This is a genomic window from Salicibibacter cibarius (genome assembly GCF_016495725.1).
In the GTDB taxonomy this organism is placed as follows: Bacteria; Bacillota; Bacilli; order Bacillales; family Marinococcaceae; genus Salicibibacter; species Salicibibacter cibarius.
Map to the genome: position 1 here is coordinate 2323970 of NZ_CP054705.1, position 14524 is coordinate 2338493.

Annotated in this window: 16 protein-coding genes; 3 read left to right on the forward strand and 13 right to left on the reverse strand. The window is 46.7% G+C overall.

Going from position 1 to position 14524, the window contains the following annotated elements:
• Window positions 1–140: 140 nt before the first annotated feature.
• Entirely contained in the window at window positions 141–938 is a 798-nt protein-coding gene (locus HUG15_RS12065) for a SurA N-terminal domain-containing protein (RefSeq protein ID WP_200123352.1), read from the reverse strand.
• Between the two features lie 325 nt (window positions 939–1263).
• Between HUG15_RS12065 and HUG15_RS12070 the strand changes: the two genes are divergently transcribed.
• On the forward strand, window positions 1264–1641 hold the full coding sequence (locus tag HUG15_RS12070) for a hypothetical protein (protein ID WP_200123353.1): 378 nt from the start codon (window positions 1264–1266) through the stop codon (window positions 1639–1641).
• Window positions 1641–1958, forward strand: a complete 318-nt coding sequence (locus tag HUG15_RS12075; protein WP_200123354.1) for a YppG family protein — start codon at window positions 1641–1643, stop codon at window positions 1956–1958. Before HUG15_RS12070 ends, HUG15_RS12075 begins: the two co-directional genes overlap by 1 nt.
• A gap of 35 nt (window positions 1959–1993) precedes the next feature.
• Here HUG15_RS12075 and HUG15_RS12080 read toward each other — a convergent pair whose 3' ends face one another.
• The 8 genes from HUG15_RS12080 to acnA all read right to left on the reverse strand — a co-directional run bounded on the left by HUG15_RS12080 (window position 1994) and on the right by acnA (window position 9430).
• Window positions 1994–2827, reverse strand: coding sequence for an alpha/beta fold hydrolase (locus HUG15_RS12080; protein ID WP_200123355.1), 834 nt, complete (start codon window positions 2825–2827; stop codon window positions 1994–1996).
• Window positions 2814–3722: a homoserine O-acetyltransferase MetA gene (gene metA, locus HUG15_RS12085; RefSeq protein ID WP_200123356.1), complete on the reverse strand. Its 909-nt coding sequence runs from the start codon at window positions 3720–3722 to the stop codon at window positions 2814–2816. The genes HUG15_RS12080 and metA overlap by 14 nt, the downstream gene beginning before the upstream one ends.
• Before the next feature lie 34 nt (window positions 3723–3756).
• Window positions 3757–4581, reverse strand: a complete 825-nt coding sequence (nadE, locus tag HUG15_RS12090; protein ID WP_200123357.1) for an ammonia-dependent NAD(+) synthetase — start codon at window positions 4579–4581, stop codon at window positions 3757–3759.
• A 13-nt stretch (window positions 4582–4594) separates the two neighbouring features.
• On the reverse strand, window positions 4595–4942 hold the full coding sequence (locus tag HUG15_RS12095; RefSeq protein ID WP_425504003.1) for a hypothetical protein: 348 nt from the start codon (window positions 4940–4942) through the stop codon (window positions 4595–4597).
• Window positions 4911–5345 (reverse strand): acyl-CoA thioesterase, encoded by a 435-nt coding sequence (locus tag HUG15_RS12100; RefSeq protein WP_200128959.1) that lies wholly within the window; start codon window positions 5343–5345, stop codon window positions 4911–4913. The genes HUG15_RS12095 and HUG15_RS12100 overlap by 32 nt, the downstream gene beginning before the upstream one ends.
• Before the next feature lie 166 nt (window positions 5346–5511).
• Window positions 5512–5631: an FbpB family small basic protein gene (locus HUG15_RS12105; RefSeq protein ID WP_200123358.1), complete on the reverse strand. Its 120-nt coding sequence runs from the start codon at window positions 5629–5631 to the stop codon at window positions 5512–5514.
• Window positions 5632–5678: 47 nt separating this feature from the next.
• Complete coding sequence (locus tag HUG15_RS12110; protein WP_200128960.1) at window positions 5679–6389, reverse strand: DUF421 domain-containing protein; 711 nt, start codon at window positions 6387–6389, stop codon at window positions 5679–5681.
• 311 nt (window positions 6390–6700) lie between these two features.
• Window positions 6701–9430: an aconitate hydratase AcnA gene (gene acnA, locus HUG15_RS12115; protein WP_200123359.1), complete on the reverse strand. Its 2730-nt coding sequence runs from the start codon at window positions 9428–9430 to the stop codon at window positions 6701–6703.
• A 150-nt stretch (window positions 9431–9580) separates the two neighbouring features.
• Here acnA and HUG15_RS12120 point away from each other — a divergent pair, with 150 nt between their 5' ends.
• A complete protein-coding gene (locus HUG15_RS12120; RefSeq protein WP_200128961.1) occupies window positions 9581–9988 on the forward strand; it encodes a DUF2621 family protein in 408 nt (135 codons plus the stop codon).
• A 42-nt stretch (window positions 9989–10030) separates the two neighbouring features.
• Here the strand turns inward: HUG15_RS12120 and HUG15_RS12125 are convergent, their stop codons facing one another.
• From HUG15_RS12125 to tkt, 4 genes are all read right to left on the reverse strand, one after another.
• Window positions 10031–10552 carry a CcdC family protein gene (locus tag HUG15_RS12125; RefSeq protein ID WP_246516324.1) on the reverse strand — a complete coding sequence of 174 codons (522 nt, stop codon included), beginning with the start codon at window positions 10550–10552 and terminating at the stop codon, window positions 10031–10033.
• Window positions 10553–11499: 947 nt separating this feature from the next.
• A complete protein-coding gene (locus HUG15_RS12135; RefSeq protein WP_142086948.1) occupies window positions 11500–11724 on the reverse strand; it encodes a YneF family protein in 225 nt (74 codons plus the stop codon).
• A 109-nt stretch (window positions 11725–11833) separates the two neighbouring features.
• Window positions 11834–12271 carry a sporulation inhibitor of replication protein SirA gene (sirA, locus tag HUG15_RS12140; protein WP_200123362.1) on the reverse strand — a complete coding sequence of 146 codons (438 nt, stop codon included), beginning with the start codon at window positions 12269–12271 and terminating at the stop codon, window positions 11834–11836.
• Between the two features lie 171 nt (window positions 12272–12442).
• On the reverse strand, window positions 12443–14431 hold the full coding sequence (tkt, locus tag HUG15_RS12145) for a transketolase (protein ID WP_200123363.1): 1989 nt from the start codon (window positions 14429–14431) through the stop codon (window positions 12443–12445).
• Between the last annotated feature and the right edge of the window lie 93 nt (window positions 14432–14524).

The window sequence follows — 14524 nt, forward strand, 5'->3', positions numbered from 1 at the left end:
ATTTTTGTTTTATCTATTCATATCTTCTAATATCGACAAAATACGTGTCCTTGATTTGCTAATGATTTGAAAACAATTTATTTTCATTTATTATATAAAAAGGCTTGCCGGAAGGCAAGCCTTTTGTGTACATCAAGTTCCTAGACGTGTATTTCAATGTTCGCGTCTTCTTCCAAGTCATTCGTTAGCGCTTCACGATTTTCTTGATTTTCCATTTGTTCTGCCTGATCCCGGAGTTGATCTTCCATTTCATCGAGCTCCGGCGGATCTTCTTCCATTTCATCGCCCATTTGTTCTTCCATCATAGCGATTTGCTCTTCATAAAGTTCTTCTAATTCTTCATCGCTAACTTCAACTTCTCCGAACTCATCTTCAATTAATTGTTCGATGCGAAGATCTTCCTCCAAAATGTTATGAACTTCGTCTTCCGACATGCCCTGTTCTTCCATCACTTCAAAGAATTCTTCTGTGTCTTGGCCCATTTCTTCGGCCATTTCTTCGATCGCTTCATCCAAGTCCTCGTCGCTTACTTCGATTCCGCGCTCACCCGCTTCTTGAAGAAGCAGTTCCTGTCTTGCAAGTTCATTAGCAATTTCCTCGCGAAATTCTTGGTCTTGTTCCTCATCCTCGGTAATATCCATCATCTGGGTTTGCGCGATCTGTTCCACTTGCATCGTATAGATCTCTTCAAATTCATCTCTGTCGATGCTTTCTTCATTTACTTCAGCAACGGGGTCAGGGACGTCATCCAAGTCAATGTCCGGCTCCGGCATTTCCATTTCTTCCTCCGGAAGCGCGTCACTGGCTTGTTCCTCGCCCTCCTCTTCTCCGTTCTCTGTATCTTCTGCTTCTCCGTTTTCTTCGTCATCGCCGTTGCATGCAGCCAGTCCAATCGCGAGAAGAAACGACAATCCACCAGTTACTAATACTCTTTTCACATAAAAGCTCCTTCCTTCCACAGGCTGAAGGCATTATAACACAAAAGCAGGTGTACTCAGCAAACGTCATCACATTTATAACTTGTTTCATCATTGTGACCGATTTGTGACAGTTATATCACAATGTCGTTCAACTTATGTGAGAGGCGCCCAAACATTCCCGACATGTTTTTCATAGGCTACCGTAACGCTAATAAAACCTTTAGAAAAACTTGGCTTCCGCCAAGTCCTTATAGCGGAAGCCTTAGTTTTACTTATACTTTAATCCTTTAACAAAGTTAAACATTCTTAAAGTGTAATGAAAAAAACGGAAAGTAGGGACACTATGCAACATTCGCTATTCCCGATAAAGGTATTTAGCCGTTGGTACACGAATGACGCCGGTTTTTTTGGATCGTCACTTACACCGGTGCAAACTAAAACAGAAACGCATTGGATCCTACGCTTTCCAATCCAAGGGATGCGTGCAGAGAACGTAATCACTTACATTGACAATCACAATTTGCATATCCGCTTTCAACAAATGACGGAAGAAAAACAAGTGAATGAAACAACGGGCATTGTTTCCGCTTATCAAGCTTTGACAGAATGCGAGACCCTTACATCGCTCCCAGTATACGTAGACACGGGCAGTTATTCCGTTATTTGTTGCAGCGATCATGTGGACCTTTACTTCAATATTCTGAAAGGAGATGAGTATTGATGATCCATCATTCTCAGCAGCGGCCACGGCCGCCTCATTATGAAGAGCCTTACATGTATCCACCACGCCCTTATCCGCCTTCGTTGCCGCCGATTTCCGGGCAACCTTATGGCAGTCCCGGGGCGCCCGCCTATGGAAATGCGGGGAAAAAACCGAGACCGCCGGCTGTCTCCGGAATTATGACCGGATTTACGAATGAAAATGGCCAATTAGATGTTCAGAAAACAATGGCAACAATCGATACGGCAGTAAAAACGTACCAACAAGTTTCACCGATGATTAAACAGCTCTCGTCCATTTTCCTATACCGAAATTAAACCCGGCCCGCGCGGCCGGGTTTAATTTTCTCGATTTAAGATTCTGCGAACGATCGAATCGCTTTTGCTGTTTCCTTCGGCATTTCTTCCGGAAGAAGATGGCCAATTTCCGGATAAGTAGAAAGTGTCGCGCATGGCAAAGCACCCACGAGCTTTTCTCCCACTTTCAAAGGTACGATGCTGTCCGCTTCTCCCCACAGCAAAAGAACCGGCACGTGAATTTCCGCAAGCTCCGTTTTTGTTAAATCACCTTCGCGGTGGCGGATAAATTTAGTTAACGCTTGATACATCGCTTTTTCCCGTAATGGTTCTTCATAAGCGGATACGTGTTTGTCTGTGACGATGGACGAATCAAAGATGACTTCATGCAAAATATTGCTTACGTCGTGTTTGCGTATATAGCGCCTCAGCCAAGTTGAAAAGAACGGGAGGTATGTTGCTGCCCGCAACCAAAAAGGGAGACGGGCGATGCCTCCGGAGCTTGCGAGCAACACAATCTTTTTCGGCAGACGGGGCATTATTTTTGGCAAACGGAGGGCGATTTGTCCTCCCATCGAGTGGCCGACCGGAATCACTTCGGTTTGTTCGGTCACATAGAGCTTTATAATGGCATTTACCGTTAATGCATATTGTGCGTACGAATAGCGGTATCGCAATGTTTTCTTGCTTTTTCCAAAACCGGGAAGGTCGAAGGTGACAACCTCGCCGTAAAGGCGCAATTCGGGAATGAGGGCCTGATAGCTATATGCGGATGACATGAATCCATGAATCAATACGAACAATCGCGGGGGTGAGGCGTTTCCGGCCTCAGGATAATGTTGAACGTTCATATCTTCCGGGCGAACCGGATAGCGGTCAACGTAGTTCATAAGGTGTTTCTTGATAGACGTAATAGTTTAACCAATTGGAAAAGAGCAAATGGGAATGGGCTCTCCAAAGGAGTAACGGATCGTTGTCCGGATTCTCGCTCGGAAAATAACCGGTCGGTGCCTGTGTATCGAGTCCCCGTTCTCGGTCACGTTGATACTCATCCCGCAATGTTGTCGCCTCATATTCCGCGTGCCCGGTGACAAACACCTTGCTCCCTTTCAAATCGGCGATCAAGTATACGCCCGCGTCTTCAGACTCAGCAAGGACAACCAATTCATCTTCCGCTTCAATATCCTCATTTTTCGTCGTCGTATATCGTGAATGCGGAACGTAAAATTGATCGTCAAATCCTCGCAAAAGCGGACTGTTCATCGTTTTAATCTCATGTTTGTAAACGCCGAATTGTTTATGGGGCAATTCAACCTTCGGTATTTGATAATGGTAGTACAGGGCCGCTTGTGCTCCCCAACAGATATGCAATGTGGAAGTGACGTTGGTTTTGCTCCATTCCAACATTTCAACTAATTCATTCCAGTAGTCCACATCCTCGAAGGATAATCGTTCAATCGGCGCTCCGGTGATAATCATCCCGTCAAAATACTGATCTTTAACGTCTGCAAACCTTTTATAAAAAGCTTCCAAATGCTCCGAGGACGTATTTTTTGACCGGTGTGTGCTCGGATGCAGAAACGTAATCTCCACTTGCAAGGGGGAATTTCCCAACAATCGTAAAAGTTGGGTTTCCGTCGTTTCTTTCAACGGCATTAAATTCAAGATAACGATATGCAACGGACGGATGTCTTGCGTATACGCCCGTCTCTCATTCATGACAAATATATTCTCTTGTTGCAGTACATCTTTTGCCGGCAATTCATTCGGAATTTTAATTGGCATCGTATTTCCCCCATGCTCCTTTGTTCGGTTATTTTTATATAATTTCCCACCACTCATCTTGAGGGCTTACAGGTGTGCGTCGTTTATGTTCGGTTACCCGATAATAATGAATCAGTTCATTCTCTATCTTTTTGTTAACGGTTTTTCCTTCCAGAAAATCATCAATTTCATTATATGTCAATCCTAAGGCTTCTTCGTCTGAAAGTCCGGGCTGATCATCTAACAAGTCGGCCGTCGGAGTTTTCATATAGGTGGATGCCGGCGCGTCCAACATTCGTAACAGCGCTTTGCCTTGTCGTTTATTCAATCCGGATAAAGGGACGATATCACAAGCGCCATCCCCATGCTTGGTAAAATAACCGGTAATCGCTTCCGCGGCATGATCTGTTCCGATGACGAGCAGCCCGAATGCGGCTGCCACATCATATTGGACCTTCATACGCTCCCGGGCTTTTGTATTCCCTTTGTGAAAATCGCTAAGCTCCTCGTCAAACGCTTGCGCAAAGCTATTTGCGGAGGCGTCAACCGCCGGTTGGATATTAATCGTTTCCGCGCGATCCGGTTGAATAAACGCGAGCGCTTTGTTTGCATCATCTTCATCTTGTTGTGCCCCGTGGGGGAGGCGCAGGGCAATAAACTGATAATGTTCGTTTTCTTCTTCGCGAAGTTCTTCGACTGCTTCCTGTGCCATCTTTCCCAGTAATGTAGAATCTTGCCCACCGGATATGCCAAGCACGAAACCATTTGCCCGTGCGTGTTTGGCGTAGGACTTTAAAAACCCTTTCCGTCTTCGGTATTCTTCTTCGGGGACAATTGTTGGTTGGACACCTAAAGCACGAATAATCGCTTCCTGTTGCATTGGATATTTCCCCCTATTCAGCATCATTTCTAAATCTTTTCCATTGGTCATATAATCCTTCTGCCAACAGCACACGTCTTTGGTGATTTCCGAAGAGGTCAAAATGGGACAATTCCCCTCGCTCATGAATCCATTTTTCCTTCAACCCGTATGCTTTTCCCCATTGTACCAGTTTCGGGTAATCCCCACAGGCTACTTTCGTCACAGAATCACAGTCGGGAAACCGGTCATCCACCCAATAATGGGTAATAACAGAAATTTCACCTGCCTTCGCTCGCGCTTTCCATTTTTTTAGTTCGTGTTTATCAATCCCAAAGGCCATAGCAGCATTATTCACTTTCTTTTTTTTGTTTCTTTTCACGTTCATATACGTCGTGCCATTCCGGCAAGTGTTTTTTCATGGAACGGGGGCGAAAACGCTCACGGTCGACGATCACATGGGTCGTCGTCCCACTTACGCATAATTCGTTATCTTCATTATAAATGGCGTAACCGTACACCGCCCGTATTCCATCGTAATCCTCAATCCATGTCTCTACACGGACGGTTTCCCCATATCGTACCGCTGTTTTATAAGACAAGTTTGCTTCTGTTACCGGAGCAAGTACACCGCTCTCTTCCAGTTTTGCATAGGAAAAACCCAAATCGTTGATAAGTTCGGTTCGGCCTATCTCGCACCATATTAAATACTGGGAATGGTGTACAATCCCCATTTGATCTGTTTCCGCATACCGAACTTGTATGTGGGTGGACGCTATTTTCAAGCATATACGCCTACTTTCCATTCGTTTATTAAGCTTGAGTTACAGAACCGCTTTCTCTTTAGAATAATAAACAATTGCCGTTCAATCAAGAAAAAGGGGTCTTAAAAAATAAAAATGGCCGCCTCACCTTGTAACAAGATAACGACAGCCGATGGTCACATACGGATTATTTTCTTTTGGCATCCAAGCGTTCTTCAATTCGATTCATCGCTTCCCGATCATTAAGAATCGCTTCGCGATTGTCCCTTAACAAATCGATAAAGCGAACATTTTTGACTCTTCGCATAGGAACGCCTCCTTTTTTTCTTCTATTATCGGTGAATTTTTACATTTTTATACGCGTAACCGAGGGGTCACATACCATTCACCAGCCTCATTCACCGTCATCAGGAAAACATCCTCGACGGCATTATAGCCATGGTCAATCAACCCGTTTTCGAGCTCTTGTCGGGTCATGATTTTCTTCATGTTATGCGTAATCACTCTTCCATCGCTAATAATGACTTTTGGATATCCTTTGTTTTGCGGGCTCAATCCCACGTCTTTCGCAGTTGCCGCATGAAACGGACTTCTTTTAATCACGCTAATTTGGCCGTTCGGTTCCAACACCGCGTAATCAATTTCCTTCAAATCAGCAGCATCATTCAACCTGAGTTCCATTAATAATTGTTCCATGGTGATGCTGCACTTTTTGAGCATATGGTCAAGGATCTGCCCTTTTTCAATAATAATGAACGGTTCATCTTCAATCACTCTTCTGAAACGGGGAAATTTAAGCCCGGCATATGAAAGAAGCCAATGCAAAAAAGCAATCATGGCAGCTCCGGCAAAAGGACCGGTTAGATCTTCATCACCGCTAGAAATTGATTCTCCTAAAATATCCCCAATCACCACACCGAAAATAAAGTCCAACGGGTCAATATTGGCCATCGAACGTTGCCCGATCACCTTCACCATCAAAAATATGTATATATAAACAAACAGCGCGCGAACGATAAAACCATAAAACGGTAAATCTTGCGCCCCTGTCCATACGTCTGTAATATTTTCCATTCTTATCCCATCCCACCTGATGATGTCACCTTTCATCTTTTGCAGATTGCATGGAAATATTCATTGTATAATTACGGTACGTGAAATTTTAATTTGAGAACCATCGATAGGTGATCTTGGTTGGCTCATGGCACTCATGGCACCTCAAAAATGTAAAATCAACCAATCTGAGGTTCCATAAACGATCATATGACACCTTAAAAAGGCAAAATTTCGCATTTTGAGGTGCCATGCATCTAGTGTACCCGTCCATCTCCACTCAAACGAAAAAACCTAGCCGCTTTGGCTAGGTTTTTTTGCGTTTATGCTTTTGTTTCTGCCGCCAGTTTATCGCGAAGAACCATTGGCAAGATTCCGCCGTGACGATAATAGTCAACTTCCACGTCGCTGTCGAAGCGAACGACGGCTTCGAATGTTTTTATGTTTCCATCGTTGTCTTCTGCTGTAACGGTGACGAGTTGCCGCGGGTTGACATTTTCGTCGATGTCTACCCGGAACGTTTCTTCACCTGTTAAACCTAACTCGTCGGCGCCTTCGCCCTCTTTAAATTGAAGGGGCAAAACGCCCATAAGCGCAAGGTTGCTACGGTGAATCCGTTCAAAGCTTTTAGCGATGACCGTTTGAATGCCCAGAAGCGTCGTTCCTTTGGCTGCCCAGTCACGGGAACTTCCCATCCCGTAATCGTCACCTGCAAGCACGACGAGTCCGGTGTTATCTTTTTTATATTCCATCGCCGCATCATAGATGGGCATAACTTCACCGCTCGGCCAGTGCGTCGTAAAGCCGCCTTCTGTTCCGGGTGCTAACTTGTTGCGAATGCGAATGTTCGCGAACGTTCCCCGCATCATCACTTCATGATTTCCACGACGGGAGCCGTAAGAGTTAAACTGCGCCGGCTTTAATCCTTTTGATTGCAAATACTGTCCTGCCGGGCTGTCTTTTGCAATCGAACCTGCCGGAGAAATATGGTCGGTTGTTACCGAATCGCCGAACTTGCCAATGGCCCGCATGCCGCTTAACGTTTCAATCGCCTGCGGATCTTTGGACATATTTTCAAAGAACGGAGGATTCTGGATGTAGGTGGACGCCTCATCCCAATCATACAGGGTAGCATCATCCGATGATTGTAACGCGTTCCAGCGTTCATTATTGTCAAATACACTGCTGTACTCCTCTTTAAAGAGTTCAGGGGAAACGTTCTCCTGAATGAACGTTTGCACTTCAGACGTGCTTGGCCATAAGTCTTTGAAAAAGACGTCATTTCCGTCTTTGTCTTTCCCGAACGAATCTTTGCGAAGATCGACATTAACGGTTCCCGCGAGCGCATAGGCAACGACGAGCGGCGGGGAAGCCAAGTAATTCGCACGCACGAGCGGGTGAATTCTGCCTTCAAAGTTACGGTTACCGCTCAGCACCGAGGAAACGAGCAAATCATTGTCCGCGATCGCTTGCTCCACTTCATCCGGCAGCGGTCCGGTATTGCCGATGCACGTCGTACACCCATATCCGACGAGGTTGAAACCGAGTTCGTCCAAAAACGGCATTAACCCTGAGTCTTCAAGATAGCGGGTGACAACTTTCGATCCGGGAGCGAGGGATGTTTTCACATATGCCGGAACATCCAGTCCTTTCTCAACCGCTTTTTTGGCCATTAATCCTGCACCGATCATGACGGAAGGATTGGACGTGTTCGTACAGCTCGTGATCGCCGCGATTGTTACGGCTCCGGTCGGAATCGTGGACGTTTCGCCATTCGGATGCGTAACTTCCACTTCTTTGTCCAATTCAGCCGCGTCAAGTCCAAAACCTTGATTGCCTTCCGGACCGGTGACGGCTTCTTTGAACGATTGCTGCATATCATTAAGTTCAATCAAATCCTGCGGCCGTTTCGGACCGGCCAATGCCGGTTCAATGCTGTCCAAATTCAAAGGAACAACTTCCGAATAGTTCGGCTCAATGGCATCCTCGCTGTAAAACAGTCCATTCGCCTGGCAATAAGCTCTCACGAGCGCAATTTGCTCTTCGCTTCGTCCGGTCAGACGCATGTAGTTCAAAGCTTCCTCATCAACCGGGAAAAATCCGCACGTTGCGCCGTATTCCGGTGCCATGTTGGAGATCGTGGCACGGTCAGCGAGGGACATGGTCTTCAACCCGGGACCAAAAAATTCGACGAACTTGCCGACGACGTTTTTCGAACGCAACAGCTGAGTGACTTTCAGGGCCAAATCCGTTGCGGTCGCGCCATCCGGAAGGCTGCCTTCAAGCTTCACGCCGACCACTTCGGGCGCCGGGAAGTAAGACGGTTGTTCCAACATGCCTGCTTCCGCTTCGATTCCGCCAACACCCCAGCCAAGGACACCGAGGCCGTTAATCATTGTCGTATGGGAGTCCGTGCCGACGAGCGTATCCGGATAGGCAATCTTCTCCCCTTGATCATTTTCTTTTGCATGCACAACATTCGCCAAGTATTCCAAGTTCACTTGGTGAACGATGCCGGTTGCCGGCGGTACAGCGCTGTAATTGTCAAACGCTTGCGTTGCCCAGCTCAAAAGCTTGTAACGTTCTTCATTCCGCTCAAATTCGAGGTTCATATTCCGCATCAGTGAATCGCTTGTCCCGAACTGATCCACTTGCACGGAGTGGTCGACGACGAGATCTGCCGGTATCGCCGGATCGATCGAAGACGGGTCGCCGCCAACGTCCTCCATCGCTTTTCGAAGCGAAGCAAGGTCCACAACCGCGGGAACTCCTGTGAAATCCTGTAGAATAACGCGGGATGGTTTAAACGGCACATCTTCGGTTCCGCCATCCTTTGTTCCCCAGTTGGCAAGGCTTTCCACGTGCTCCGAAGCAATCACTTTGCCGTCTTGTTGTCTCAGTAACGATTCCAATAATACTTTAATTGAATAAGGCAACTTGTTAATGTCGCCGATACCCGCTTTTTCCAAAGCGGCGAGGTCATAATAATAGTAGGTTTCATTTCCTACATTCAGCGTTTTCTTCGCCTGATACATGTCTTTGGTTTCTCCCATGTATACCCCTCCTCTGTCTCTATCATATAACAATCTGTTAAAAATGTCGAAGCAAAACTAACAGTATAAAAAAAGGAGCGAGATGTGCTAAACTATTCGTAAGAGATTTAGGACGTGGTGGTGGTGAGCAACGTGGGTTCAGATATTTTTATGTGGTTGATTGTCCTTTGGTCTGTGTTCATGATTGTGTTCATGTTTATCGGCGGTTTTTTTATGTTTCGGAAATTCCTAAAGCGTCTTCCGAAAGAAGATGGGCACTCCATCCTCGATTGGCAAGACTACTACCTTGAAAAAACCCGCCATCTTTGGACACGCGAGCAAAGCGATTTACTGGAAGAACTCGTCTCGCCCGTTCCTGAATTGTTCAGGGACATTGCCCGTGAAAAAATCGCGGGAAAGATCGGAGAGCTTGCGTTAAATGAACACGCAAAACAAATGAACGAAGACTTGATTATCCGCGGTTATATTTTGGCAACCCCGAAACGTGACCATAAATTTTTGCGAAAAAAACTGGATGAAAAAGAGATGGATTACAGCCAATATGAACAGCTATTCTAATGAAAAAACCGGGCCACCCAAAAAAGGGAAATCCCGGTTTTTTCACGTTCTTTCTCTCATGGGCATGTCCATGATCGGGTCATTGATTTCTTGTTGTTTCTTTTTGAACATAAAAAGCATCGCGATGCGCCACGGCAGGATCATCCCGTATGCAAGCAGGAAAAACATGCCTGCCAGTTGAGGGAGAATAATTTGTTCCCCGATGATGAGTTTGATGATCACCCGCACGAGGAGCAATCCCATCAATAAAAAAATAAACAATTTGGATCTTTTCATATAGATATCGCCATTGTGTATTTCAAAGCGCGACGTGCGAATCAGCAAATAAGAAGCGGCGGCACCGACCACTAGTGGCGCAACAATACGTTCAATGGGAAGGTGCGTAGGTTCGTATAAAAACATCAAAAAACCCGTGCTCATCATGAGTGGCGGGATAATGATTTTTTTCACAGTCGCCGGTTTTTTTATAGCTTTCATACGCACAATGATGGCGAACGTCCCCATCACCGCCGCGCCGATTGTTGTAAGTATAAAGATGAATGTTGTCTCTGTTATGTTGCCCACCTCCTCCGTACAACCTATCATACCTGTTTCATGTCGAAGGATCAATTTTTTCCCTTTCTCTGATCAAATCGTTGGAGACTGGGCGAGCCAAAACCGGCTTTTATGATACGCCGGCTGCCTTTTTTGATTCACGTCCGGCTTGTACGACTGCCCGATGTATAGCAGGAGCTAGTGCAAAAAGGCTGAAATAAGTGATCACACCGACTATCGGAAGTCTGGATTGGGACTTCAAACCAGGGTAAACGGTCACTGCCCTAGTCAAGGGATCAATTACTCTCGTCAATGACCGAATATCTTCCCTCGAAACAGGACTCCCGGTTTTCATGAAACGGTCATGGCGACCGAAAACAAAAGCCAATCGCTCGTTCGGGCGCCATGAGGCAGCCATGCCGACCGAATATCTTTGATACAAGCCTTTTCGGTCACCATGAAGCGGCTATGACGCCCGAACGCTTTCGATTCAGGCCATTACGGTCGCCATGACGCGGTAAATTGTCCGTTAGGGAGTCAGAAGCGTTGGCGCCCTAACTTCCTCCGTGATTGGCTAATTGAGCCACCTTGCACTAGTGGCGTATACCCCAAAGCGAGAGGGTGAACGACTCCCATTGCTACTATAAACCCGTTTTCGTACCACTTTCGGAAGGAGAACGGGCCCCCAATGGGACAATTTAAATCGATTTTGTTCCACAAACGGAGGGAATACGACTCTAAATGGTACAATAAACTCGATTTCATACCACAAACGGAAGGAAAGTGACTCCATATGGTACGAAAAACCTGACTTCGCCTCTTAATCAGATGGGAGGTGCTCTTCCCAATAGATTTCCATTATATCAAACCACTCTTTTTGGATCATAGTTCATAGATACCCCGCTTGTATTCAGCATAGCACGTTCCACCTTAAAAACAAAAAACACCCCCAAATCCTAAAGAGGTGTTCCGTTCGGTTATTTTTTTCCCTGTTCTTTTTGCATGGCTTTCATCATTTGATTGATCTTCTTTTGGGATGGATTTTGGCCCATTTGCATCATCATCACACGTAGCATTTGTTCATTGATAGGCGGGTTTTTCTTCATATAATTGACCATTGTTTTCCGGGCAATGAAAAACCCTCCCACAAGACCTACGAGCAAGGCTGCCATCGCGATCAAAACAACCCAAATCGTACTCATGCGGTTACTCCTCCTTACGTCGATCGTTCGGCACCGGATAGGTTTCGCTTAAGCAAACATCATTCATTATACCGTATCGATCGAACGATGAAAAGGGATTGCCTCTCAATTAACCGAAAAGATGGGTATGCATTTTGATCGGTTTCAACCACCCGTATCTTCCCCGTTCGACATCACAAGCAAAAAAGTAAGGGTCATACGCCTGCAATTGATCGAACCATGGCCATTCATCCTCCATATGGAGGGTGCTCCAAATTTGCACTCTTCTTTCAGAGAGCATTAATTTTACGCTTTCGCTCTCTTCCAAATAATAGACGAGACCATCGTCCCTCCCCTGTGGAAAGGGAGTTATTTGCGCGGAAGAAAGCCATTCCCCCAAATGATGAATGGAAATCGGCTGACAAATATAATCGACTTGTTTTTGAACCTCATGGTGAAGGGAGGGGACTGTCTCATACTCTTTAAAAAGTTGGAAGAGTTTGTTTTCCAATTGGATAAATTGCCGAGCGATTCCGGGCTTCAAAAGATAGATGTCATATCGATGCAAAAGCTCGCCCTCCTTTTATGTCTTCCCATTATTGTAATGCCTGGCCACAAAATAATATGTCAATATTTGTTTGATAAAACCCGGTAATGGTCGACAAATTTTTTATCCCGGTGATAAGCATACAAAAGAGGTGTCCTGACGTTTGTCCAGGACACCTCCCCAGGGCGATGCTTACTGTTCTGTTAAGGCTTTCACTTCATTTGCGATATTTTCTTCGTGAAATCCGAAGGCTTCCATAACAACGTTGCCGGGGGCTGAAGCGCCGAATTGATCGATGCCGATCGCCTTGCCGTTCGCTCCGGCATAACGCTCCCATCCGAACGTAGCCGCCGCTTCCAACGTGACCGTCGGAATGGCGTTGTCGATGACCGATTGCCGGTAAGCTTCCGGTTGTTTTTCAAATAAATCCCGGCACGGCATACTGATGACGCGAATGGCAATCCCTTGTTCAGAAAGTCTCTCCTTTACGCCCATGGCGAGCGCAACTTCCGATCCTGTCGCGACAATCGCCGCCGCCGGCCGGTCGGCGTCCGCCAAAATATACGCGCCTTTTTTCACGTTTTCATACGTACTCTCCGCATCCGTCATTGTCGGCAGCCCTTGCCGCGTTAATACCAAAGCAGTCGGGTGATCCTTCGCTTCCAGCGAAAGCCGCCAAGCTGCAACAGTTTCGTTCCCATCCGCCGGTCGGATGACGGAAAGGTTCGGCACCGCGCGCAAGGATGGCACCTGCTCAATCGGTTCATGCGTAGGCCCGTCTTCTCCGACCGCGATGCTGTCATGAGTAAAAACATACGTAACGGGCACGCCCATTAACGCCGACAAGCGAATGGCCGGTCGCATATAATCGGAAAAGACGAGAAAGGTTGCTCCATACGCATGCAACCCTCCGTGAAGGGCAATGCCGTTTAAAGCGGCCGCGGTGGCAAATTCCCTCACCCCAAACCAGACATTACGGCCTTCACGGTTGTCCTTCGTAAAATCTTCATACGCGTCCATCAATGTATTATTGGAAGAGGCGAGGTCAGCAGAACCACCGAACAGCCCGTCCACTTGAGACGAAATCGCCTGAATCGTTGCCCCTGAGGCTTTTCGGGTGGCAAGTGTATCTTCTCCGGCAACATAACTCGGCAACGCTTCGAGCTGATCCGTTTGCCAATCACGGTCAAACGCGCGCCTGAGTTCTTCAGCTTTTTCCGGAAATGCCTTGCTGTACCCCTCAAATGTTTTCATCCATTGTTGATACCCATCGACGGCTTCGTCTTGTTTCTTTTCAAAAAAGCTGAGAACATCATCGGGAATATGGAACGGTTCGTGATCCCATTCGTATGCTTCTTTTACGAGCGTGGCTTCTTCATCTCCAAGCGGCTTCCCATGTGCTTCATTTGTGCCTGCACGGTTTGGCGAACCGAAACCGATCACGGTTTTTACTTCGATAAAACTCGGACGGGGATCTTCTTTCGCCTCTTTAATCGCGCGGTCAATAGCCTCAACATCATTACCGTCTTCGATAAAGATCGTGTGCCAACCATACGCTTCATATCGCTTGCAAACATCCTCCGAAAACGCGCGATTCAAATCGCCGTCGAGCGAAATATCATTGGAATCGTAAAGCACAATCAACCGTCCCAATTGCTGGTGGCCGGCTAAAGAAGCGGATTCCGAAGCGACTCCTTCCATGACATCCCCATCACTGCAAATCACATACGTAAAATGGTTAAATAATTCATACCCTTCACGGTTGTACGTAGCGGCCAAATGGGCCTCTGCCATAGCCATCCCTACCGACATGGCAATGCCTTGTCCGAGAGGGCCGGTCGTCGCATCTACCCCTGCCGTATGTCCGTACTCGGGATGGCCGGGCGTTTTGCTCCCCATTTGCCGGAAGTTTTTCAACTCCTCGAGGCTCAAGTCGTATCCGCTTAAATGGAGCATACTGTACAGCAACATGGAGCCGTGGCCTGCGGATAAAACAAAACGGTCCCGATCCCACCATCCCGGTTTTGCCGGGTTATGTTTGAGATGCCTCGACCATAATGCAAAAGCCATCGGCGCCGCACCCATGGGCAATCCCGGGTGGCCTGCATTTGCTCGATTGACACTGTCGATGGACAATGTCCGTATCGTATTAATGGCGCGTTGTTCTATGTTTGAAGTCAATGTTTCCATCCTTTCTTTTGTGAATTGTCTCTATTGGTATGATATATGGTTTTTAAAACTAAAACAAGAAAAAAGCGGCGCACCACTTTGACG

Coding starts and splice junctions, on each gene's coding strand:
- HUG15_RS12070 (WP_200123353.1), top strand. CDS start 1,264: ATGCAACATTCGCTATTCCCGATAAAGGTATTTAGCCGTTGGTACACG.
- HUG15_RS12075 (WP_200123354.1), top strand. CDS start 1,641: ATGATCCATCATTCTCAGCAGCGGCCACGGCCGCCTCATTATGAAGAG.
- HUG15_RS12080 (WP_200123355.1), bottom strand. CDS start 2,827: ATGAACTACGTTGACCGCTATCCGGTTCGCCCGGAAGATATGAACGTT.
- metA (WP_200123356.1), bottom strand. CDS start 3,722: ATGCCAATTAAAATTCCGAATGAATTGCCGGCAAAAGATGTACTGCAA.
- nadE (WP_200123357.1), bottom strand. CDS start 4,581: ATGCAACAGGAAGCGATTATTCGTGCTTTAGGTGTCCAACCAACAATT.
- HUG15_RS12105 (WP_200123358.1), bottom strand. CDS start 5,631: ATGCGAAGAGTCAAAAATGTTCGCTTTATCGATTTGTTAAGGGACAAT.
- acnA (WP_200123359.1), bottom strand. CDS start 9,430: ATGGGAGAAACCAAAGACATGTATCAGGCGAAGAAAACGCTGAATGTA.
- HUG15_RS12120 (WP_200128961.1), top strand. CDS start 9,581: ATGTGGTTGATTGTCCTTTGGTCTGTGTTCATGATTGTGTTCATGTTT.
- HUG15_RS12135 (WP_142086948.1), bottom strand. CDS start 11,724: ATGAGTACGATTTGGGTTGTTTTGATCGCGATGGCAGCCTTGCTCGTA.